Here is a 21,787-nt window from a genome sequence, read left to right on the forward strand (position 1 = left end):
CAAATCATCGCCCGCATGCCGCCGCTGACCCCCGTCGTAAAGAACCTCCTGATCATCAACGTGGCGGTCTTTGCCCTGCTGTTCCTGCTGCCCTACCTGGGCATTGATACGGGGGAACTGTCCGATTACCTGGCCCTCCACTACCCCACCAGCGACCGCTTCCACCCCATCCAGCTGGTCAGCCACTTCTTCGTCCACGGTGGCCTGGCCCATATTTTCTTCAATATGTTCGGCCTGGTCATGTTCGGCCCGCTGCTGGAGGCGCGCTACGGCAGCCGGCGCTTTCTTTTGCTGTACCTGGTGGCCGCCGCTGGCGCGGTCGCCCTCCACTTCGGCTACACCTGGTACCAGCTCAACTACCTGGAGGAATGTATCGCCGCCTTCCAGGCCCGGCCTACCCTGGCCAACTTCAACGCCTTCTTCGACAGCGTCAACATCGGCAACCTGTTTCTCGACAACGGAACCACCGTCACCGCGGAGGTAGCCCGCATCCAGAGCAACCTCGTGCTGTCCGGGGGCGACCCGGAACGCAACCTGCGCGAGGGCGTCAGCATGATGACGGAATATCTGGACTGGAAGGCCAGCGTGCCCATGGTTGGGGCGTCGGGCGCCCTCTACGGTATCGTGGCCGCCTTCGCGATCCTGTACCCGGACTTCAAACTTATGCTGATCTTCCTGCCGGTGCCCATCAAGGCGCGCTACTTCGTTCCGATCCTGCTGGCGGTCGACCTCTTCCTCGGCATCATGGAGTACAGCTGGGACCCCATCGCCCACTTCGCTCACCTGGGCGGTGCCGTGGCCGGAGGGCTGCTTGCCTTTATCTGGTACCGGACCGACCCGCCCGCGGGCGCCCGGCGCTGGGACCGCGGCGTGCCACGCTAAAATTGTAGTTTGGGGGGCTTATTGGGCCTTCCGCTAAATCTTTTCTCCCCGGAAACGTTTTAAGGGAGATACCTCCGCCAACTATGCTACAATCCATCTGGGACGACATCCGCCGGGAGTTCGACTATGGCAACATGATCAACCGGATCATTATCGTGAACGTGGCCGTGTACCTCGTTATCAACCTGGCGTGGGTGTTCTTGCGGGTCTTCAACGACTTTGAAACCCCAAACTCCTACCTCGACGTCCGCAATTTCCTGGCTATTTCGACCTCGGGGTGGCACATGCTCACCCACCCCTGGTCGGTACTGACCCACATGTTCCTCCACGAGGGCTTTTGGCATATCGTGTTCAATATGCTGTGGCTGTTCTGGTTCGGCCGCATCTTCGGCGACCTGCTCGGCGACCGTCGGGTACTGCCCCTCTACATTCTCGGCGGGCTCGCGGGTGCGGTGTTCTTCTGGCTGGGGGCGGCTCTGACCGGTTTCGCGGGCGACGGGACGGTTGCCCACTATGCCTTCGGCGCCAGCGCGGCCGTAATGTGTATCGTGGTGGCCACCGGGGTATTCGCGCCCGACTACAGCATTCGCCTGCTACTGCTGGGCAACGTCCGCATCAAGTATATCGTCGCGTTCGTGGTGATCATGAACATCATCAGCCTGGGCAGTAATGTCAATACCGGCGGCACCTTCGGCCACCTCGGCGGTATCCTCATGGGATTTCTCTTTGCCTGGTACCTGCGGCGTGGCACGGACCTCACGCAGCCCATCCAGTCCGGCATTACGGGCGCCGAAAACCTCTACCACAGTCTGCTCCGGCCCAGCAAGGCACATCCCCAGCGCGGACCCCGTGCCGCCTTTCGCGGTGGTAAATCCGTCAAGGAAACCGCTACGCAGCCACGCCCCAGTTTCATGCGGCGGGCGGGTGGTGGTTCGGCGACGCAAACCGGGGCCGATACAACCACCGTTGACAACGAGGCCTCGCACCAGGAACAACTCGATGCGATCCTCGACAAGATTAAGGATCGAGGCTACAACAGCCTGACCAAGGACGAAAAGGAGTTCCTTTTTCGAGCCAGTAACCGTAACTGATTTTTGTGCGCAGGATCGTTTCCGTGATTGGTAACCTGGTAGCCCTTACGGCCGCCTTCGGCCTGCTGGCCCGCTACGTACCCCCGCAGGTCTTCTGGCCGCCGGCTGTCGTGGCACTACTGCTGCCCGGCCTGCTGATCCTCACCTTCATTTTCCTGATCTTCTCCCTCACGCGGCGGCGCCGGTGGAAGTGGGCCGTGCTGCCGCTGGTGGTACTCGCCTTTTCCTTCCCCCTGCTCGAGCAGCTCTTCGCCTGGCCCCACGCGGACCCCGCGGCACTTCCGTCCGATGCCCCGAAGGTCACCTTTGTCACCGGCAACCAGCGCCTGTTTCGCGACGCTGAAGCGCTCAACATCGACTCCTCGGCGGTGGCCCACGCTTTTGTATCCTACGGGGCGGACGTCGCCGTACTACAGGAGGTACGTCCCCCGAGTTACGGGCTTAATTACGTCGACGCCATCCGCGCGGACAAGCGCCTGCAGTCGAGTCACCAGAAAGCCGGCACCCTGATCGCTACCTACGGAGCCGATATCACTCCGGTCACTTCCTCCTTTACCCCGCCGAACGAATACAACGGCTTCATCGTCTCCGACGTAGAAACCGAGATCGGCACCCTGCGCGTAATCAACGCTCACCTGGAATCCAATCAGATCAGCGGCATGACCGAAGGCATCCGGGGCGGTAACAGCTACCCCGATCGGCTTGAGACTTTCGGCCGCATGCTGACCGGCTACGGCCGTGCCACCCGGCTGCGCGCGCAGCAGGCCGACGAGATCCGCACCCTAGTGGAAACCAGTCCCCACCCCGTCGTGCTGGGTGGCGACTTCAACGACGTGCCCTCCTCCTATACCTACAACAAGATCACTACCCCCCGACTGCAGGATGCCTGGGTCGCCCGCGGCGCCGGCCTCGGAGCCACCTTTACGGGTCCCCTGCCCGGCCTCCGGATCGATTACTTTCTGGTCGATACCAGCCTCACGGTAGTCAGTATCGAGCGGCTGGCACCGCTGTGGTCCGACCACCGGCCGTTGCGGATGGTGGTGGCGGAAAAGCATGCGAGATCCCGCTAGCATTGCCCGTCAACTGCGGCCCGTTAAATATTTTACGCTTCGGAGAGCAGACCGGTACGAAAATACTTTTGTGTGATTATTGTCATCACACGTGAAAATAAATTACACCCGCCGTGCCCGCCTGGCGTATTTGCGGTTCTTTAACTCCCGCAGTCCCCAGCTAAACATCGTACTCGGGTTTCTGGTGTATACGCTCGCGGGCTGGGTGCTGCTGTGCCTGCCCTTCCTGCACACGCAACCCGTTGGTTGGCTCGACAATCTCTTCGTCGCTACCTCCGCCATCTCCACCACGGGGCTGGCGCCGGTCAGCGTGGCCGACAGCTACAACTGGGGCGGGGAACTGGTGGTCCTGCTGCTGATCCAGGCGGGCGGGATCGGGTACATGACCCTCACCACCTACTATTTGCTGCTCACCACCCGCCGGATTACGCGCTGGCACGAAAACATCATCGGAGCGGCCTTTACGATGCCCGATTCCATCGAGTTGCGCGACTTCATCCGCAGCGCGATCGTGTTTACCGTGGTCATGGAACTCCTTGGGACCGTAGGCTTTCTCATCTCCTTCCTGCAGGCGGACATGGGGTTCTGGCAGGCTCTCTGATATAGCCTTTTTCACAGCATTTCCGCTTTCTGTACCGCCGGATTCGGGCTCTACAACGACAGCTTCGTCAGCTATGCCGACGATGGCTGGGTAAATCTCGTCATTAGCGTGCTATCGATCGCCGGCTCGCTGGGCTTCATCGTGATCACCGATCTGTACTACTGTCTCTCCGGGCGCGAGGAGCACCTGTCGTTCACGAGCAAAATCATCGTTTACGGTTTCGTCATCCTGCTCACGCTTGGCACCCTGCTAATCTACCTGACCGAGCCCCTGGTGCGGGAGGAAGGGGGGAACGCACTGTTGAGAAGTTTCTTTGCGAGCATGACCGCGATGACCACGGTTGGCTTCAACACCATTTCGACCGGAGATATGCGGATGCCGGTACTGCTGGTAGTCATCTTCCTGATGTACGTGGGCGCCTCTCCTTCCGGCACCGCCGGCGGGATAAAGATCACCACCTTCACGGCGATGCTTGCAGTACTGCGCAGCCGGCTGACGGGCAGCAAGTCAATTACCTTTCTCGGCCGCGCGATCCCCTGGGAACGATTGTACGTGGCGACGTCGGCCTTCATCTTGTACACCAGCCTGATCTTTCTCTTTTCGATCTTGCTGTCGTACACCGAGACGGGTGCCGATTACGAAAGTATACTCTTCGAGACGGCCTCCGCCCTCGGCACGGTGGGCCTGAGCATGGGCCTTACGGGCAGTTTGACCGCCGCCGGCAAGGGATTACTCATCCTCATCATGTTCATCGGCCGGGTGGGCGTACTCACCTTCGGCTTCGCGCTGCTGGAGCGCGAGCAACGGTCCGGAATTCCCGACCCGCGGGAGGATGACCTGGCGGTATAACCGGCCGCGGACGGGGATCAGATGTGCAGCGCCCGGTTGTCCGTAGCCGCCAGTGCCGCCTCACGGAACGCCTCGGTGTAGGTCGGGTGGGCATGGCTCATGCGGGCCACGTCTTCCGCGCTGGCGCGGAATTCCATCAGGGCTACGGCCTCGGAGATCATATCCGCGGCGCGGGCACCCACGATGTGTACGCCCAGGATCTCGTCGGTGACGGCGTCGGCGAGTACCTTGGCCATACCCTCGGTGTCGGTACTGGCGCGGGCACGGCCCAGGGCCTTGAAGGGGAACTTGCCCGACTTGTACTTAATGCCTTCCGCCTTGAGTTCCTCCTCGGTCTTGCCGACGGCGGCCACCTCGGGCCAGGTATAGACGACCCCGGGAATGAGGTTGTAGTCCACGTGGGGCTTCTGGCCGGCAATGTGCTCCACGGCGTAGATGCCCTCTTCTTCCGCCTTGTGGGCGAGCATGGCCCCGCGGATGACGTCGCCGATGGCGTAGATGTGGGGAGCTGTAGTCTGCAGGTGATCGTCGACGACCACGCGGCCCCGCTCGTCCAGTTCCACGCCGGCCGCCTCGAGTCCGAGGTTCTCGGTGTAGGGCCGGCGGCCCATGGCGAGCAGTACGTAGTCGTATTGCTTGGTGGTGGATTCCGAGGAGCCTTGCTTCTCGAAGGTAAGCTCCGCACCTGTGTCCCCGCCCTTGACCGCCGTCACCTTGTGGCCGGTATAGAAGGTCAGGCCGGTTTTCTTCAGGGCGCGGGTCAGTTCCTTGCTGCAATCCTTGTCCATGGTAGGCAGGATGCGGTCTTCCAGCTCGATCACGTCGATCTCGGTGCCCAGGCGACCGAAGACACTGCCCAGCTCGAGGCCAATCACGCCACCGCCGATGATGGCCATGCTCTTGGGAACCTCGTCGATGTTGAGGGCCTCGGTGCTGGTGATCACGCGCTGCTTGTCGTAGTTGAACATGCCGGGCGTGATGGGCTTGGAGCCCGTGGCAATAAGGAAGTTCTTGGAGGTGATGGTCTTGTCCTCCCCCTCGTTCATGTTCACCTTCAGCTCGTTGGGACCGGTGAAGGTGCCGTGGCCGTAGAAGACCTCGATCTTGTTCTTCTTCATCAGGAACTCTACCCCCTTGACGGTCTGGTCGACGACCTCGTTCTTGCGCTTGATCATCTGCGGCATATTCACCTTCAGATCGCTGAGGTCGATGCCGTGCTCGGTGAATTTCTCGTGGGCGTTGTGGTAGTGTTCGCTGCTGTCGAGCAGGGCCTTGGAGGGAATGCAGCCCACGTTGAGGCAGGTGCCGCCGAGGCTGTTGTAGCGTTCTACGATGGCGGTCTTCAGGCCGAGCTGGGCGGCACGGATGGCGGCCACGTAGCCTCCGGGGCCGCTGCCTACGATCGTTACGTCAAATTCCATGGGGAGTCTTATGATGGGTTGGCTAAGAGAACTAGCCGGAAATTAAAAAGATGTAGCGGATACGGCTTTATTCGCCGCCTTTCGGTTTGTCCTTGCGGGAACGCCGCCGGTTGCGGTTTTTGCTGCGGCGCTTGCGGCTGGACGTGTTGCCGTCGGACTTACTTTCCGCCGGCGGAGACGAGGCTCCGCCCTCCGAAGACGACTTGCGCCGGCTACTGGATTTGCGGCTCTTGCCTGACTTTTGCTTGCGGCGGCGCTTCTCGGCGGGCAGTTCTACGGCGCCGGTCACGTCCTCGTACTCGAAGACGTCGTCCGGGGTGTCGGCCACGGCCTGGAAGGACTGCAGGTTGGCGGGTTTCTGCCCCTCCTTGTTCAGGGCAAGTATCTCGTGGACCTTGTCGACCGGCAAGGGGAAGAGCAGGCCGCGGTCCTCCCGGTAGGTGTAGTACATGAGTCCCTTGAAGATATCGGTCTTGATGAGGATGCCCGTCCCGGCCTCGGTACGCAGCTTGTCGGCCTTGCGCGGAAAGGCCTCCAGGGCTTCCATGTAGGTATCGAGCTCGTAGTTGAGGCAGCACTTCAGGCGGCCGCACTGGCCGGAGAGCTTGCTCTGGTTGATGGCGATGTTCTGGTAGCGGGCCGCCGCGGTATTCACGCTGTGGAAGTCGCTGAGCCAGGTAGAGCAACAGAGCTCGCGCCCGCAGCTGCCGATGCCGCCGAGGCGGGCCGATTCCTGGCGGGGACCGATCTGCCGCATCTCGATCTTGACGCGCAGCTGGTGGCTGAACTGCCGGACGAGCTGCCGGAAGTCGATACGCTCGTCGGCGGTGTAGTAGATGGTGGCCTTGCGGCAGTCGCCCTGGTATTCCACGTCCGTGACCTTCATGGGCACGTGGTTGGTGCGGGCGATGACGCGGGCCTTGGTGAGGGCGGCGATCTCCAGTTCGCGGGCCTCGGCCAGTTTTTCCCGGTCGCGCTCGTTGGCCTTGCGCAGCACGCTCTCGGTCACCTTGGCTTCCTTCACGCCTTTCTTTTTCAGTTGCAGGCGCACCAGTTCGCCGCTCAGGGTGATGCAACCCACGTTGTAGCCGTTGCTGGTTTCCACGGCCACCAGGTCGCCGGTGAAGACGCCCAGCCGGGGGGGAGCGTGATAGAATTCCTTGGAGGCACCGTCCTTGAAGCTGACCTCCACGATGTCGGTGCCGTAGCTGTCGTCGATCCCGAGGTGGGAGAGCCAGTCGAAGGTGCTCATTTTGTTACAGGAACCCGTGCCGCAGTTGCCTTTGCTGCCGCAGCCTTGTGGGGTTCCGCAGGATGTACATCCCATGGGTTTGCTGATTTATCGTTACGCCCGTGCGGCCCGGGCGGGCGCGCGGTGGCGGAGGAGTTGGTGAATACGGATGCCCGCATCCAGGAAAAGGATCTTGGGGTTGGCGTTGCGCTCGATGTGTTCGGCGCATTCGTTCAACAGGTCGGTGATACCGGCCAGCTGGTCGGCATCGACCAGCGGTAGAAGTTTGGTGGCGCTGGCCAGCTCGTCGTCCGGCAGGCGCACGCGGCCGTCGGCGTTGCCGGTGACCGAGAGCAGCAGGAATTCCCGCCAGAAGTGCAGGCAGTAGCGCAGGAAGTGTTTCTGGGTCTCCCGTCCGAGCTTGGCGAAGTCATCCGTCCACTCCAGCAGGCGGGCGGGGCTGCCCTGGAAGCAGGCCCGCATCCAGTCGAGCAGGCGTGGCCCGTGGGTGTCGGCGTCGCTGTCGGCCAGCGACAGCGCGACGTTGAAGTTGCCGTCGGCGAGGCGGGCGGCGGCCACGGCGCGGGTGCCGGGTAAGTCCCGGGCCCGGAGGGCACTGGCTATTTCCTCGGCGGTCGGGGGGAGCAGCTTGGTCAGCTGGCAACGACTCAGGATGGTGGTCAGGATCGCCTCGGGACGCTCGGCGACGAGCAGGAAAATGGTCTGCTCGGGCGGCTCCTCGATCATCTTCAGCAGGCGGTTGCCCTCGTTACCCAGGTATTCGGGCAGCCAGATCAGCATGACCTTGTAGCGGCCTTCGAAGATCTTGAGGTTGAGCTTCCGGAGGATGGCCGCGCACTCCTCCCGGTTGATGTTGCCCTGCTTGTTTTCCGCGCCGATCCGCTGCAGCCAGTCGTTGGCCTCGTGGTAGGGCATTTCCCGCAACGCCATGCGCCACTGGGGCAGGAAGGTGTCGCTCGTGACCTTGGAGCCGATGGTGGGGAAGGCGAAGTGGAGATCGGGATGGATCGCCCCGGCCGTCTTGCGGCACGCGCGGCACCGGCCGCAGGGGGTATCCGCCGCGGGCCCCTGCCGGTCTTCGCACAGCAACAGGGTAGCGACGGACAGGGCTGCGGGCAACCCACCCCCGCCCGGAGGGGACAGCAGCAGGTTGGCGTGCGGCAGCCGGTCGGCGGCGGCCAGCCGGCGGAGCTGCTGAAGTCCCGGAGGGTGATGGATGAGCTGGTCGAAGGTCATGATCGTCGGGCAAAGGTACGAAACCGGGCGGGGCCGGACGGCTCAGTAATCCCTGATCACCTGATAGTTGGCCACCCACTGAAAGAGGAAGAGCCCCAACAGGTAGCCGACGACGAAGAGATTGAAGGTGGCCCCCACGAAGGCCACCACCACGCCCGCCCCCCCCAGCAGGGCCAGCCCCACGGCGTAGTAGCGGAGCAGGTGGCGGGTACGGGCCGGGGTGTAGTACAGCCCCACCGGCAGGATCATGCTGAAGCCGTAGCCGGCCAGTACCAGGAAGGCCGGCGCCCCGGAGAATACGTAGCCCGTCAGGCCCACCAGCGTCAGGAGCAGGCACCCCCCCACCACGTTGGCGGTCCGGGTTTCTTCCGCGGTGAGCAGGTAGCGGCCGTGGGCATCCAGGCGCAGCAGCAGATCGCCGATCGGCCCGATGACCCAGGTAGACACGCCGAGGGCGACCAGCAGTACGAGCAGGGGCGTGAGGTAAGGGGCCAGCTCGGGATAGGTATCGGCCGACCAGCGGAGCAGGCGGTACAGCACGTAAAAACCGACGATCACGCCCCACTGATAATTGGCCGTTAGCTTGTTCATCCAGAAGGCGTAGCGGAGGTACAGCTTATACACGGGGTTCTTCGCCTTCAGGGCCTCTACCATGCCGCCGCGGGCGTAGTCCGAGCCGGGCTCCCTGCGCAGGGCCTGCGCGAAGTGGTCGGCGGCGGCCCGGTGGTCGCCCGTTTCCAGCAGGCTCCACCCGTAATTGGTATGGGTGTAGGCGTTGTCGGGGTCCTCGCGCAGGGCGCCGGCGATGGTCCCCGCCGACTCCTCCCGCCGGTCGAGTTTCACCAGTGCCGCGCCGCGCATGTTCAGGCCGTGCAGGTGCTCGGGGTCCAGGGCCAGGGCCTCGTCGGCGGCAGCCAGCGCGTCGTGGTAGCGTTTGCGCACCAGCAGCACCTGGGCCAGCAGGGCGTAGGCATCGGGCTCCAGCGTATCGAGGGAGATGGCCTCCCGCAGGGCGGTCTCCGCTTCGGCGTAGCGGTCGCTCCGCAGGAGCACCTGCCCCCGGATGTAGTAGAGATACCCTACTTCGGGGGCCAGCCCGATGGCCCGATCGATCACCTGCACCGCTTCCGCGGGCCGGTCCTGCCCCGCTACGGCAGCGGCCAGCAGGGCCAGCAGGTGGAGATTATCGGGGTCCCCGGCCAGGTGTTGGCGGAGAAGCCGTTCGGCTTCGGCGGGGCGGTCCTGGCGGAGGAGCAGGTCGGCCTTGGCAAGCTGCGGGTTGGTCGTCATCGGGTGGGGTGAGATTAAGCGGAAGGTTTGTAACGGGCCAGGACGCCCACCAGGCACAGCAGTGCGAGACCGTAGGCGGCGTACCAGACCTCCGGGTAAACGTGGAATACGGTGGCCACAGTACCGGCCAGCGCCAGGGGCGGCAGGACAAGAGACAGCCAGTGGGCGGGTACCGAATCCGGCCCGTCGTTCCACCGGGTAAAGGCGGGGACTAACAGTGTAAATGCATAGGTCATCACTGCCAGGGCCAGGTCGGTTCCGGTTAGTAGATACCCCACCGTGGTTGCAGCGCCGACCAACAGCAGGGCACTGACGGCGTAGGTCAGCCGCCAGGTCCGGCCCGTAAGCAACGCACGGCGGGCGGGCTTCGCGTACAGCAGCCAGTTGCTCACTACCGGACCCAGAAAACGGAACCCAAACAGGACGGTAAGCAGCACTACTGCGCCGAACGTCAAATACCGGACCGCTTGCCCAAAGGGCAGGGTGCGGAGCAGCACGGATCCACCCATACTTCCGCAAACGATCAGCAGGGAGGACAGTCCGCCTTGCACCTTCGGATCCGCGCTGCGACGCAGCAGGCCCAGGTACCACCGGTACCCCCGGTGTTCTTGTTTACAGGCGGAGATAAGTCCGTCGCGGGCGGACGTAAGCCCGGGCCGCAGGCGCAGCGCCGTACGAAAGTGGCGGCGGGCGCCGGCGTAGGATCCGGCTTCCAGCAGGTACTTGGCGAAGTTCAGGTGATTGTAGGCATCGTCGGGAGCCGCGCGCAGGGCGGCACGGTAGGCGGCGGCGGCCTCGTGGGCGCGGCCGAGTATATGGAGCGCCCGGCTGCGGACGTTGAGGGCCAGCACGTTCTCCGGGTCGTAGGCCAGGGCCGCCTCACTGGAGGAGATGGCCCCGTCGATCTCGTGGAGGCCCAACTGGATGTGGCTGAGCCGGGCTAGGTACTCCGGTACGTAGGGAGAGATCGCCAGGGCCTCCCGGATCGCGGCTTCCGCCCCCGCATAGTCGCTTACGGAGGTACGGATGCGGGCCCGCAGGTAGTGGGCTCGGCACCACTCTGGGTAGTCACCTACCAGGCAATCGGCCAGCCGGGAGGCCCCATTCCGGTCGCCGTCGAGGAATTCGAGCTCCGCGCGGCAGAGGAGGAACCACCGTTCTTCCGGATCGGACCGCAGGGCCGCGTCGACGGCCTGCCGCGCGGCCCCGAATTTCTCCAGCCGGAGCAACTGCTCGATACGGGCTACGGCCCCTTCGGTGTCCACCCTACTTCTTGATCTTCAGGTAGGCGAGGATATCGTCGTAGAGCCCGGCATCGTTGGCGTAGAGCGCGAAATTGCGGGCGCTTGCGAACCACTCCTGGGTACTTGGCCGGTGCGTCTTTGCGGCCCGCAGCAGGTCGCTGGTGTCCAGCGGGCGGGGGACGCCGTCGGTGAAGGCGGCCTCGAGCTTTTCCTCGATGGCGATGTCGATGAGGGCGTCCAGGTCGGCCCCGGAGAAGTGCTCGGTCTTGCGGGCCACCTTGTCGAGGTCGGGATCCGCCGTGGGCTTGCCGGCCAGCTTGAGAGAAAGGATCGAACGGCGGCTCTCCACGTCGGGCGGCGGCACGAAGAGGATACGGTCGAAGCGGCCCGGCCGGCGGAAGGCGGCGTCGAGGTTCCAGGGGGCGTTGGTGGCCCCGATAATCAGCACGCCCTCATTGTCGTGCTCGATACCGTCGAGTTCCTGCAGGAACTGATTGATGAGGCCGCGGCCGCTGGACTGTCGCATGTCGCGGCGGCTGGCCCCGAGGGCGTCGATCTCGTCAATGAAGAGTACGCAGGGCGCGTTGGCGCGGGCCAGCTCGAAGATTTCGTGGAGGTTCTTTTCGCTGTTGCCGATCCACATGTCCAGGATGTCGTTCAGCGTCACGTTGATGAAGCGGGCCTTTACCTGTCCGGCCGTAGCGCGGGCAATGAAGGTCTTGCCGCAACCCGGGGGGCCGTAGAGCAGCATGCCGCCGCCCACTTTTTTGCCGTAGGCGGCGTAGAGCTCGGGGTGCAGCATGGGTTTGATGATCTTCAGCTCGATCTCGCGCTTGACCGCGTCCATACCACCCACGTCGGCGAAGGTCGCGCCCGGCCGCTGCAGGAAGCGGTCGTCCGCCGCGTCAAAATCGGCCTCCGTCGGCTCGCCCTCCGGTCCGCCCCGCTGCCGCAGTACGCCGTCCAGTTCCTCGTCCTCCAGGGAGGGTTCCAGAAACACGGCCCGCTGGTACTGCTCCAGGGCGCGGTCGGTGCTGCCCTCGCGGAAGAGGGCGCGGGCGTGCAGCACGAGGACGGCGGGGTCGGGCTGGCCGCGGTCGATCAGTTCCTCCAGGATCACGTTGCAGGCGGAGTAGTTGCCGCGGCGGAAAAACACGGTCGCCAGTCCAATGCGGGCCTCCGGTCCGGCAGACTGGCGGGCGGCCAGACCGTACTCGGTTTCCGCCTCGTCAAGCCGCTGGAGGGCCAACAGGGTATCCGCCAGCAGGAGGCGCAGGGGGGTGTTACCGGGCGAGTGGGTGAGGGCTTCGCGCAGGCTCGCGATCGTCTGCTCGTTCATGGCCACAAGATACTGTGTACGGGCGGGCCGGCGGAATTTGGGCCCGCCCCCGGGCATTCATTGCACCCGCGCCGCGCCGCCGGGCAAACCCCGGGCGAAAAAACCCGTTCCACCTGCAAAACCACCCCCATGAAGAAGATAATGGTCGCCACCGATTACTCCGAAAGTGCCGACAACGCCGTAGACTACGGCGTGTCGCTTGCCAACCATTTCGGCAGCCTCCTCTCCCTGGTTTCGGCCGTGGAAGAACCCTACTCCGCGGCCGCCGGCGTACTGGTCGACATGAAAGACCACATCCGGCAGGAAGCCATGGAAACCATGGGTAAGGTGAAAGACAAGGTCAGCGGCCGCCTGAGCAACGGCGCCACCATCGACACTCACACCGTCGACGGCGAGGTAGGCCCCACCCTCACGCGGGTCGCAAAGGCCAAGAACTACGACCTGATCGTCATGGGCACCAAGGGCTCGGACGCCGCCCGCGAGCTGTTCACCGGCAGCGCCGCCAACTCGGTGATCAAGAACTCCAAGCTCCCCGTCATGGTCGTGCCCACCAGGGCCGACTTCCGCGACATCAAGCGCATCCTCCTGTCCGTCGACGAGCAACCCTTCGCCGGCCCCCAGGTGGTAGCGCCGCTGCTGCAGATCGCGCGGGCCTATGGCGCCGAGATCGTCGTGTACCACGGTGACGAGGACGGCGACGGCAAGGGCTACGACCCGCGCCTGGCCGAGTACCTGGGCGACGTGAACCACCGCTTCGAGGTCCGCAGCGGCAAGAGCGACAGCATCAGCAAGGGCATCAAGCAAGCCGTGAGCGAGCAGGGGGCCGACCTGCTGTGTATGGTTTACCACGACCACGGTTTCTTCGGTCGCCTCTTCAACGAAAGTACGGTGAGCAAAGTCGTCTTTGACAGCCAGGTACCCCTGCTCGTGCTGCAGGATGCGTAGCTTTGGGCCATGTACCGAGCCCTGAAGTCTTTGCTGTTTCGTCTTCCGCCGGAAGACGCCCACCGCCTTACCGTCCAGGGCCTGGCCGCTACCCTCTCCGTACCCGGCGTCAGTGACACCTTCCGTCGCCGCTACGCCTATGCGACGCCCTCCCTGCGCCGGCGCGTGTTCGGACTTCCCTTCCAGAATCCGGTGGGACTGGCCGCCGGCTTCGACAAGGACGGGAAGTACTACAAGGATATGTCGAGCCTCGGCTTCGGATTCATGGAGCTCGGAACGGTGACTCCCCGCCCGCAGGCGGGCAACCCGCAGCCGCGCCTGTTCCGGCTGCCCGCGGACCGCGCCCTCATCAACCGCATGGGCTTCAACAACGAGGGGGTGGAGGCGCTGGCCAGCCGGCTGCTCCGCGACGGGCGCCCCGGCAAGGTGATCCTCGGGGGCAACATCGGCAAGAACAAGACCACACCGAATGAATCGGCGGTGGACGACTACGTTACCTGCTTCCGGATGCTCTTTCCCCTGGTGGACTACTTCGTCGTTAACGTCAGCTCCCCCAATACCCCCAACCTGCGTGCCCTCCAGGACCGGGAGCCGCTGACCGCCCTCCTCACCACCCTGCAGGAGCTGAACCACAAGCTCAGCCGGCCCGCCCGCGCGTCGCTGGATACCAAACTCGGCCGACCGGGGGAAATGTGGCAACGGAAGCCCATCCTGCTCAAGATCGCGCCCGACCTTGCGGAAGGGCAGCTGGACGATATACTCGCCATCGTACGGAATACACAACTGGCCGGCATCATCGCCACCAATACTACGGTGGCGCGGGAGCCGCTACGCACCCCGGCGAACCGGGTGGCGGAGATGGGTGCGGGCGGACTGAGCGGCGCACCGCTGCGGCAACGGTCGACCGAGGTGATCCGCCACCTTTACCAACAGAGCGGAGAGACCCTCGACATCGTCGGAGTAGGCGGCATCGACGATCCGGAATCCGCCCGCGAAAAGCTCGACGCGGGAGCGAAACTGATCCAGGTATACAGCGGACTCGTGTACGCCGGCCCGGGCCTGGTGCGGCAGATCAAGCAGTCGCTCTAGCGCTAGCGGCGCTTGCTCTTGCGCGCGCGCTTGATGCGCGGCTTCCGCCCCTTCACCACTTTCGGGCACAGCACATCCCCGAAGTAGTAATTGATGCCGATGCCGAGCATGAGGTAATGGTCGTTGAGGGAGTCATCGCCGCGCTGCGTGCCGCCGCGGGGGACCCGCCCGCCGTCCGGGTTCTGAAGACTGCGGTCGCTCATGCGGGCGGCCAGGTCGCCGCGGCGGGCCTGGAGTTGCGCCCGGTCGGGGTAAATGGTACTGACGTCGTCGAGGTAATCGGTCAGGGTGTTGCGCATGGTGAGACTGACGTCCATGCTGAGCTCGTAGGTCAGGTCCCAGCGGATACCTACGCCGTAGGCCAGGGCGGCACTGAGGCGGTGGTATTCGCTCCCTTCGGCCTGACCTTCGGTGCCGAGCGGCTGCAGGACGATGGTCTGGCCGGTTTCGGGAATGGTGGTTTTCGGGTTGAAGCCGAAGACGGAAAAGCCTACGAAGGCGTAGGGCGTAAAGAAGTACTCCCGACTGCCGTGGAAGTAGGGCAAAAAATTAAACTCGAACTGGCCGGTCAGGTCGTAAATATCCGAGTAGAAGCTGAGGTTGCGTTCCCGCTCGAAGGTGTTCTCGCTGTCGCTGTCGCGGGCCTCCACCCGGCCGAAGTTCATACTGGCCCGGGCGGCGAGGCGGTGGTTGAAGTTGTAGCGGGCGGCGATACCGCCGGCCAGGTTCGGCCGGTTGAAGCGGAACTCCGTGTTCAGGTCGCCGAGATAGTAGGCGGTACCGACCCACGGACCGGCTTCCAGGCCGCGCATCTGCAACTGGGCGTGCAGGCGGGGGGAAAACAGGCCGGTAACGGAAAGGGCTAGGAAAAAAATGTATTGCCGCATGTAGTGTCTGAAGTGGATGGGGTAACGCCGGGCGGGCCGCGAAGATTGCCCGTTAAGGCATACGCTACCGGTCGGCTAGCCGTTATATGCGATTGCCCACCCCGTAATGTCAGTCGGCATCCTAAATGTTGAGCCAGTAGGTCACCTTGGCCACCAGCGCTCGGTTCTTCACCCCGAAATCCAGGCTGTCGTAGTTATCCGTGTACACTAGGAAGAAGTCGCTCACGGGCGCGAAACGCCACTGTAAGCGGGCGTTGACGTTGATGTTGTCGATCTGGTCGTTGTACTGCAGGAAGGTGGTCAGGAAGACCGACTTGCTGAACGTAAAGTCGATCCGCGGACCGATCAGGAACAAAGCGGTGGAGGCGTAGGGTTCCGGCAGATCGATGTACCGGTAGCTGAAGCGCAGGTCGATGCTGCCGAAGGGCTGGTAGCGGTACTGCAGGTTGCCCGACAGGTTATACCCGTAGCCGTTAAAAAACTGGCCGACCTCCGTTTCCAGGCCCGTGCTGAGTCGCTTGCGGCCGTCGCTCTCGTATTCCGCGCCGCCGCGCCAGTAGCCGTACCCGCGCTCGCCCGGCAGGGGTACGGCACCGGTGCGGGAGGGGTCGAAGTCCTCGAACAGGTAGATGTATTCGTACCCCGCCCCGGCGTTGAAGCGGCTGGTGTTGGCGAAGCGCCACTGGTAGCCGGCGACGAAGTTCCGGTCCGTCAGGCCCGTACCGGGTTCCCCGAAGAAGCGCCCCTCGAGGGTCGGCCCCTTCTGGATGACGGCGGGGTTAACGGGGTAAGTGATGTAGGCCGCCTGCACCCCCGCGGTGTAGTAACCGAGGCGCGGCACGAAGCCGACATCGGCGTTGAACTCATCGCCCACGTACAGGTGGTCGTATTCCACGTTCCAGTTGCGGTGGCGGTACTCGAGGTTGAGGCCGTGGGTATAATCGTCGCCGCCCGCGCGGTCCGAAAAGCTGCGGTGTACGAAGGTCTTGCCGTTCCAGGCGTTGTCGCGGGTTGCCAGGTTGAAGTCCAGTCCGGCTACGCGGTTGAAGTTGGCGTTGCGCTCGGTGGAATCCGTAAAGCCGGAGAAGTTCTGCTTATTGACGAAGATGCCCCCCACGTTGCTGCGGGCGCCGAGGCGCCGCTGGGTCGCCGCCACCGTGTAATTGAAGCTGGGCAGGCCCTGCTCGTGGTTTTTGGCCGCCTGCATGTTGAGCAGCCCCACCCGCCAGTCGTCGTTGGCCTTGCCACTGAGGCGGGCGCCGAAGTAGATCGGGTTCTGGATGGCCTCGCCGGTACTCGTATCGCGGGTCACGCCGATGCGGCGGCTGAAAAAGGGGTTGGCCCGCTCGAAGCCGAAGGAGCCGAACAGGTCGGCATTCTCGAGGAAGAACTGCCGCCGCTCCGGGAAGAAAACCTCGAAGCGGGTGGTGTTGATCACCTGCTGGTCCACCTCCACCTGGCTGAAATCGGGGTTGACGGTCAGGTCCAGGTTGAGCCCGCTGCCAATGCCCACCTTGGCGTCGCCGCCCACGTCGCCGTCGAAGTCCGTAGGAACGTCGCCCTGGTAGTCCCGCCGCATACTGCCGCCGGCATAGGGGATCGCCACGATATTCTTGCCCGGGGCCGCGGGGGCACCGCCCTCGAAGTGCAGCGATCCCATGTAGGCCAGGCTCATGATGGTCTGGTTCTGCGGGATGCGGTGCCAGGTGCTGCGGGTATTGGACTGGGTATCCATCCGGTAGCTGTTGAAGTACCACTCGGCGGCCCCGGCGGGAAAGCGCAGACTCGCGAAGGGAATGACGAGCTCGCACGACCAGTAGCCGTCCCCGATGAAGCTTTCGCCCCGCCACTTGTTGTCCCACTCCTCGCGGAAGTCATCGCTGCTCTCGCCGCCGTTGTAGATGAGGGCCTCCCGGTTGACGCCGAAGGGGTTCATGCCGAAAACGATGGCGTTGGTTTTGTCGCGGAAGGGGTTGAAGACGAAGGTGATGTTGTCGTTGCCGCCCGCGCGGTAGTCGCGCCGCAGGCTGGGGATGATGAAGCGGTCGCCCGGCGTGCGGCAGATCGCGGCCACGTACAGGTTGCGGTCGTCGAAGCCGAAGTAGATCTCGGTGGGCCAGGCCGAGCGGGAGGTGTCGGCGGGGAAAGTTTCCCAGAAGTCGCGGGCGGGCTCCCCGTTTTGCCACTCGAGCTCCTCCAGTTTACCGTCCAGCACGATCTCTTCCACGAAGCGGACGGCGGTGGCGCGGGGCGGTTCGTTGGCCTGGCGCGCGTCAAAGAGAGAAGACTGGGCCGCCAGCGTGGACGCCAGCAGTATTCCCAGGCAGGTTAGGGTAAGTTTCACGGAAGAGTAGTGAGTAACGTAAAGCGCACTAAAGATAGCAGCGATTTGTATTTGTCGGGCCCGCGGGTGCCGGGGCTAGTTCGTAGGGCGGTCGCGCCGGCAACGTACTTTTGCGGCCGTTCATGTACCTCCGCTCACCCCTCATGCTGTTGCTGCTCCTGGCCGCCCTGCCGGTCCTGGCCGGGCCCGTAACGATCCGCGGCCTCGCCCCGGAGACCTACCGGGGACAAGTGGTGTACCTGGATGTGCTCGATGTCCCCCTCGGAGTGGTGTCCATCAGGGAAGATCAGCTGCTGGCGCAGGCGGAGATCGACAGCGCCGGCCACTTTGCCTTTGCCGACCTGACGCTGCCCGACCGGCCCAACCTCTACCGCATCCGGTACGGCGTGCGGGAACGGGGACCGTTCAACATCAACACGAACGCGCGGCACTACGTGATCCTGATCCTGGCGGGGGGAGAGGATATTCGCGTGAACGGGCTTGGCCTGCAATCCCCCTCCCCCACAAACCGCGCACTGCTGACCGTACAGGAGAAACTAGACTCCTTTTCCACCGGTTCCGGCGCCGTGACCGACCGGCAGGAATCGCTGGTCCGGGAACTCCGCAGACGCTATCTGCGGCAGGTACTGCACGATGCCACCGCCGATCCCTACGCCCGCATTTTTGCATTGGGTGGACTGGGCTATGAAGTGCCTACCCTGCCGGACCTGGTTGCGGCCTCATCGGCGGTGGAGGAAACGGAGCTCCCCAAGACCTTCGGCGACGCCATCGACCGGCAACTGGGCGGCTTCGCCTTCCAGCGCCTGAAGCGCGAGAATACCTTTCTGTGGCTGGGTCTGTTGCTCTCGCTGGCGGTGTCCGGCGTGCTCGCGTCCTTACTTTGGCGTTCCCGACGCAGCCCGACGGTGACCGTTCCGGATGCTACCGAAGAGCTGTCCCCCAAGGAGCGCGAGGTGGCCGCCCTGATCGCCGTCGGCCACACCAATAAGGAGGTGGCGGCCGAGTTGTACGTGTCGGTATCCACGGTAAAGACCCACCTCAACAGCATCTACCGCAAGCTGGGCGTGAGTTCGCGCGAGCAGCTGAAAGCGAGGCTTTCCGACGATTCCACCCCGGTCTAGTCCCCTTTTCCACCCCCCGCGCGTCTCCCGTCGGCGGGACCGGGTCGCTTCTTGCGGAAAATCCTCCGCATGAAAACCTGCACGCTTTGCCTTTTTCTGATGATCCTCAGCACCCGCGTCCGCGCCCAGGCTCCCGCCCCCTGGACCGATGCCGACGCCGCCCGCTACGCCCGGGAACGCATGGATTCCTCGCTGTGGGATATGCCCCGCCTCGTTGACGATCTAAGCTTCTCCTTCGATTCGCTAGAGGTGGCCCCACCCCTAGTCAATCTCGCTTCCCCCGTACCCGAATACGACTGGGGCTTCGTCAGCTCCCGCCTCACCAAGCTCGAGCTAACCGGCAAACGGATAGACGGCATCACCTACGCTTACGCCTACGATGCGTACCGCCCCGCCCCGGCCGACGATACGCTGGCCTACTACCGCACGTACTTCACCATCTACGTGCTGGCCGACTCCGCCCACCAAGACCAGCGCATGAGCACGGTCATTTCCCGCAATTACCCCCACTACCTGGCCACCGGTAAGCAAGTCACCTCGATCGGAGAGGTCTCCTACGTACAGCTGTCCCTGGCCGGCGGCGAGAATCTGGCCGTGGTGTCGCGGCAGTACTTCGATTTACGGCAGGGGCGTACGCTGCTCGTAGCTCCCCTGGAAGACGGCTCCCTACGGTTCCTGCAATTGCGGGTCTCCCCGGAGAGCCTGCGGACGGGTGAAGCGAGCGAGCCATACAACGCCGCGGTTATCGAGGCCTTCGAGCAGCGCCTGCTGGCCGATCCGGAAGTCGTGAAGTTTTTTACCCAGCCGGGAATTCTATAACCGTCCGACGCTTATAAGCGTCGGACGGTGACTTACCTTCGCCGCGCAATCGGGATAAGGGAATCCGGTGAAAAACCGGAGCTGTCCCCGCAGCTGTAAGCCCCGCGCGCCTGCCGTCACTACGCCACTGGATCAAACCGGGAAGGCGACGGCCAGGTGGGGCGAGCCAGAAGACCTGCCCGGTAGCGTCATATTCCTCAGTCTTTCGGTGAGAAAAGGCGGGAAGGGGGGAGATTTAGTTCTGTAGTCTTTTAGTACTGTAGTTCTGTAGTCGCGCAGTGTTAGCACAGTAGCTTCAGACTGCTGTAGCCCTACAATTCGTGCCTGCTACTGACTACCCGACTACAGTACTACCCCCCTAACCCCCTACCCCCCCTCGCCGGCAACCCACCCCCAATGAACCGGCAAACGCTATCCACCTTGTTTCTTTTTCTTTCCCTCTTCGTCGTCGCGCAGGAGTCTCCCACCCTGTCGACCACTACGGACGAGGTCGTCGTCACGGGCGCGCGCTACGCGCGGACGCTGGCCGAGAGCCCCGAGCACGTAACCGTCATCGATTCGGCGGCCGTAGCGCGCGCGCCGAACCTGGCCCAGCTACTCAACGAGCAGGCGGGCATCGTGGTGAACGGGGCGTATTCCAACTACGGTAAGGACCGCAGCATCTTCCTCCGCAACGGGGCCAACCAGTATACGCTGATCCTGGTCGACGGACAGCCGCTCATCGATCCTTCGGCACTCGGCGGGGCCGTAGACCTGCGCCTGCTCTCGCTCGAGGGCGTGGAGCGCATCGAGATCCTGCGGGGAGCCCGCTCATTACTCTACGGCTCCGACGCCGTGGCCGGGGTGATCAACCTCGTGACCGACCGGGACGCGCCGCTTGACCCATTTACCGTGAACCTGCGCGCCGCCGCCGAACGCTACAACACCTTTACCGGCAACGCCGCCGTCTCCGGGCGTACCGAGCAGCTGGACTACCGCGTCGGCTACGATCACTTCACGACCGACGGCATCAGCGAGGCCACCGAACCCGCCGGTAGCTTAGAAGAATTCAATCGCGACGGCTCCATCCGCCGTACCCTATACGGCAACCTGGAATGGCGGCCCACCGAAGCACTGACCATCCGGCCCGCCGTGCGCCGCGCTATCTTCGAGGGCGACTACGACGCCGGTGCTTTTGCCGATGCCGACAACCGCTACCGCAACGAGCTCTGGTTACCGAGCCTGGCCGTCGATTACCGGCAGGCGACCTGGCAGCTTGGGGCCCGCTACAATTACGCGGCGACCGACCGGGTATTTGATGACGCGTCCTTTGGGGAGTCCTTTTACAAGGGTCGCGCGCAGCAGGGCGACGTATTCTACAACTACCTGCCTTCGGAGGCCTTTTCCCTGACGGTCGGCGGGCAGCTCCGCCACGAAACGCTGGCCACCGGCGACGATGCCCCTACGGCCACCAACGTGAGCCCCTACCTGCAGGCCAACCTCAACGTGGCCGAAGGGCTGCTGCTGGAGGGCGGTTACCGCTACAACCACCACTCGGTGTTCGGCGGCCAGAGCAACTGGTCGCTGGCGGCGGGCTACCGCTTTTCGGAGCGCGTGACCGCTCGCCTGTCGACGGGCAGCGCCTTTCAGAGCCCCACCCTCGACCAGCTGTACGGTCCCTTCGGCGCCAACCCCGACCTGCAGCCGCAGGTATCGGCGTCCTACGAGGCGGGCACCCAGGTGCAAAGTCGTACCGGAGACCGGCGGGTAGTGGTTACCGTATTTCAGCGCGAGATCGACCAGATCGTCACCTACGACGGAATGCTGGGCTACCAGAACCAGGATGAGCTGCGCGACCGCGGCGTGGAGCTGGAAGCGTTCACGCAACTGGGCCGGTACGTACGCCTCGACGGCAACTTTACCTACGTAAAGGGCCGGCTGCGCTCGCCGGACGGCACGGGCGGCACCTCGGAAACGGAGGACTTCTTCCGCCGCCCCCGCGTCACCGGCCTGCTGGCCGTGAGTTTTCAGGGGGCATCCCCCTTTACGGCCCGCCTGACCGCTTCCTACACCAGCGAGCGGCCAGATATACTGTACGACGAAAACTTTGTCCCCATCAACATGCAGCTTGGGGCATACACCATCCTCAATCTCTACGCCGAATACAAGCTGCTGAAGGCCCGCAACCTGACCGTTTTCGGCGAGGTGCGCAACCTGACGGATACGGACTTTACCGAGGTTTCGGGCTATGGTACGCTGGGGATCACGCCGCGGGTCGGGGTGGCCTGGAGCTACTGATTGGTGAACCCTGGAGGGAATTATGGACAC

17 protein-coding genes, 1 pseudogene and 1 riboswitch are annotated in these 21,787 nt (G+C 63.8%); of the genes and pseudogenes, 10 read left to right on the forward strand and 8 right to left on the reverse strand.

Annotated elements, in window-relative coordinates:
* Positions 1–15: 15 nt before the first annotated feature.
* The 5 genes and pseudogenes from DQG19_RS09720 to DQG19_RS21215 all read left to right on the forward strand — a co-directional run.
* Positions 16–882 (forward strand): rhomboid family intramembrane serine protease, encoded by an 867-nt coding sequence (locus DQG19_RS09720; protein WP_116126056.1) that lies wholly within the window; start codon positions 16–18, stop codon positions 880–882.
* Between the two features lie 83 nt (positions 883–965).
* Positions 966–1,973, forward strand: coding sequence for a rhomboid family protein (locus tag DQG19_RS09725; RefSeq protein WP_116126057.1), 1,008 nt, complete (start codon positions 966–968; stop codon positions 1,971–1,973).
* 5 nt (positions 1,974–1,978) lie between these two features.
* Positions 1,979–3,043, forward strand: a complete 1,065-nt coding sequence (locus DQG19_RS09730) for an endonuclease/exonuclease/phosphatase family protein (RefSeq protein WP_157974424.1) — start codon at positions 1,979–1,981, stop codon at positions 3,041–3,043.
* 91 nt (positions 3,044–3,134) lie between these two features.
* Entirely contained in the window at positions 3,135–3,644 is a 510-nt protein-coding gene (locus DQG19_RS21550; protein ID WP_198661700.1) for a potassium transporter TrkG, read from the forward strand.
* A gap of 15 nt (positions 3,645–3,659) precedes the next feature.
* Positions 3,660–4,493: pseudogene (locus DQG19_RS21215) on the forward strand (TrkH family potassium uptake protein); the annotation flags it as partial.
* A gap of 17 nt (positions 4,494–4,510) precedes the next feature.
* Here the strand turns inward: DQG19_RS21215 and lpdA are convergent.
* From lpdA to DQG19_RS09765, 6 genes are all read right to left on the reverse strand, one after another.
* On the reverse strand, positions 4,511–5,914 hold the full coding sequence (gene lpdA, locus DQG19_RS09740; RefSeq protein ID WP_116126059.1) for a dihydrolipoyl dehydrogenase: 1,404 nt from the start codon (positions 5,912–5,914) through the stop codon (positions 4,511–4,513).
* 67 nt (positions 5,915–5,981) lie between these two features.
* Entirely contained in the window at positions 5,982–7,166 is a 1,185-nt protein-coding gene (locus DQG19_RS09745) for a stage 0 sporulation family protein (protein WP_232826474.1), read from the reverse strand.
* 93 nt (positions 7,167–7,259) lie between these two features.
* The gene (locus DQG19_RS09750; protein ID WP_116126061.1) at positions 7,260–8,402 is read right to left on the reverse strand and encodes an ATP-binding protein; all 1,143 of its coding nucleotides are present in this window, start codon (positions 8,400–8,402) and stop codon (positions 7,260–7,262) included.
* Positions 8,403–8,444: 42 nt separating this feature from the next.
* A complete protein-coding gene (locus DQG19_RS09755; RefSeq protein WP_116126062.1) occupies positions 8,445–9,692 on the reverse strand; it encodes a tetratricopeptide repeat protein in 1,248 nt (415 codons plus the stop codon).
* A 14-nt stretch (positions 9,693–9,706) separates the two neighbouring features.
* A complete protein-coding gene (locus tag DQG19_RS09760; protein ID WP_116126063.1) occupies positions 9,707–10,957 on the reverse strand; it encodes a tetratricopeptide repeat protein in 1,251 nt (416 codons plus the stop codon).
* A 1-nt stretch (position 10,958) separates the two neighbouring features.
* Complete coding sequence (locus DQG19_RS09765; protein ID WP_116126064.1) at positions 10,959–12,275, reverse strand: ATP-binding protein; 1,317 nt, start codon at positions 12,273–12,275, stop codon at positions 10,959–10,961.
* A 129-nt stretch (positions 12,276–12,404) separates the two neighbouring features.
* Here DQG19_RS09765 and DQG19_RS09770 point away from each other — a divergent pair, with 129 nt between their 5' ends.
* Both DQG19_RS09770 and DQG19_RS09775 read left to right on the forward strand, forming a co-directional pair.
* A complete protein-coding gene (locus tag DQG19_RS09770; RefSeq protein ID WP_116126065.1) occupies positions 12,405–13,220 on the forward strand; it encodes a universal stress protein in 816 nt (271 codons plus the stop codon).
* Positions 13,221–13,229: 9 nt separating this feature from the next.
* Positions 13,230–14,309, forward strand: a complete 1,080-nt coding sequence (locus DQG19_RS09775) for a quinone-dependent dihydroorotate dehydrogenase (RefSeq protein ID WP_116126066.1) — start codon at positions 13,230–13,232, stop codon at positions 14,307–14,309.
* 2 nt (positions 14,310–14,311) lie between these two features.
* Here DQG19_RS09775 and DQG19_RS09780 read toward each other — a convergent pair whose 3' ends face one another.
* Both DQG19_RS09780 and DQG19_RS09785 read right to left on the reverse strand, forming a co-directional pair.
* On the reverse strand, positions 14,312–15,196 hold the full coding sequence (locus tag DQG19_RS09780) for a DUF6089 family protein (RefSeq protein ID WP_232826475.1): 885 nt from the start codon (positions 15,194–15,196) through the stop codon (positions 14,312–14,314).
* A 121-nt stretch (positions 15,197–15,317) separates the two neighbouring features.
* Complete coding sequence (locus tag DQG19_RS09785) at positions 15,318–17,540, reverse strand: DUF5916 domain-containing protein (RefSeq protein WP_198661701.1); 2,223 nt, start codon at positions 17,538–17,540, stop codon at positions 15,318–15,320.
* 122 nt (positions 17,541–17,662) lie between these two features.
* Between DQG19_RS09785 and DQG19_RS09790 the strand changes: the two genes are divergently transcribed.
* The 3 genes from DQG19_RS09790 (at position 17,663) to DQG19_RS09800 (ending at position 21,757) form a co-directional block, all read left to right on the forward strand.
* Entirely contained in the window at positions 17,663–18,661 is a 999-nt protein-coding gene (locus tag DQG19_RS09790) for a helix-turn-helix transcriptional regulator (protein WP_116126067.1), read from the forward strand.
* A 69-nt stretch (positions 18,662–18,730) separates the two neighbouring features.
* Positions 18,731–19,480, forward strand: coding sequence for a hypothetical protein (locus DQG19_RS09795; RefSeq protein ID WP_157974425.1), 750 nt, complete (start codon positions 18,731–18,733; stop codon positions 19,478–19,480).
* 26 nt (positions 19,481–19,506) lie between these two features.
* Positions 19,507–19,678, forward strand: a riboswitch (cobalamin riboswitch).
* A gap of 198 nt (positions 19,679–19,876) precedes the next feature.
* Positions 19,877–21,757, forward strand: coding sequence for a TonB-dependent receptor plug domain-containing protein (locus DQG19_RS09800; RefSeq protein WP_116126069.1), 1,881 nt, complete (start codon positions 19,877–19,879; stop codon positions 21,755–21,757).
* Positions 21,758–21,787: the final 30 nt, after the last annotated feature.

Origin of the sequence: Lewinella sp. IMCC34183 (assembly GCF_003390915.1) — a bacterium.
In the GTDB taxonomy this organism is placed as follows: Bacteria; Bacteroidota; Bacteroidia; order Chitinophagales; family Saprospiraceae; genus Neolewinella.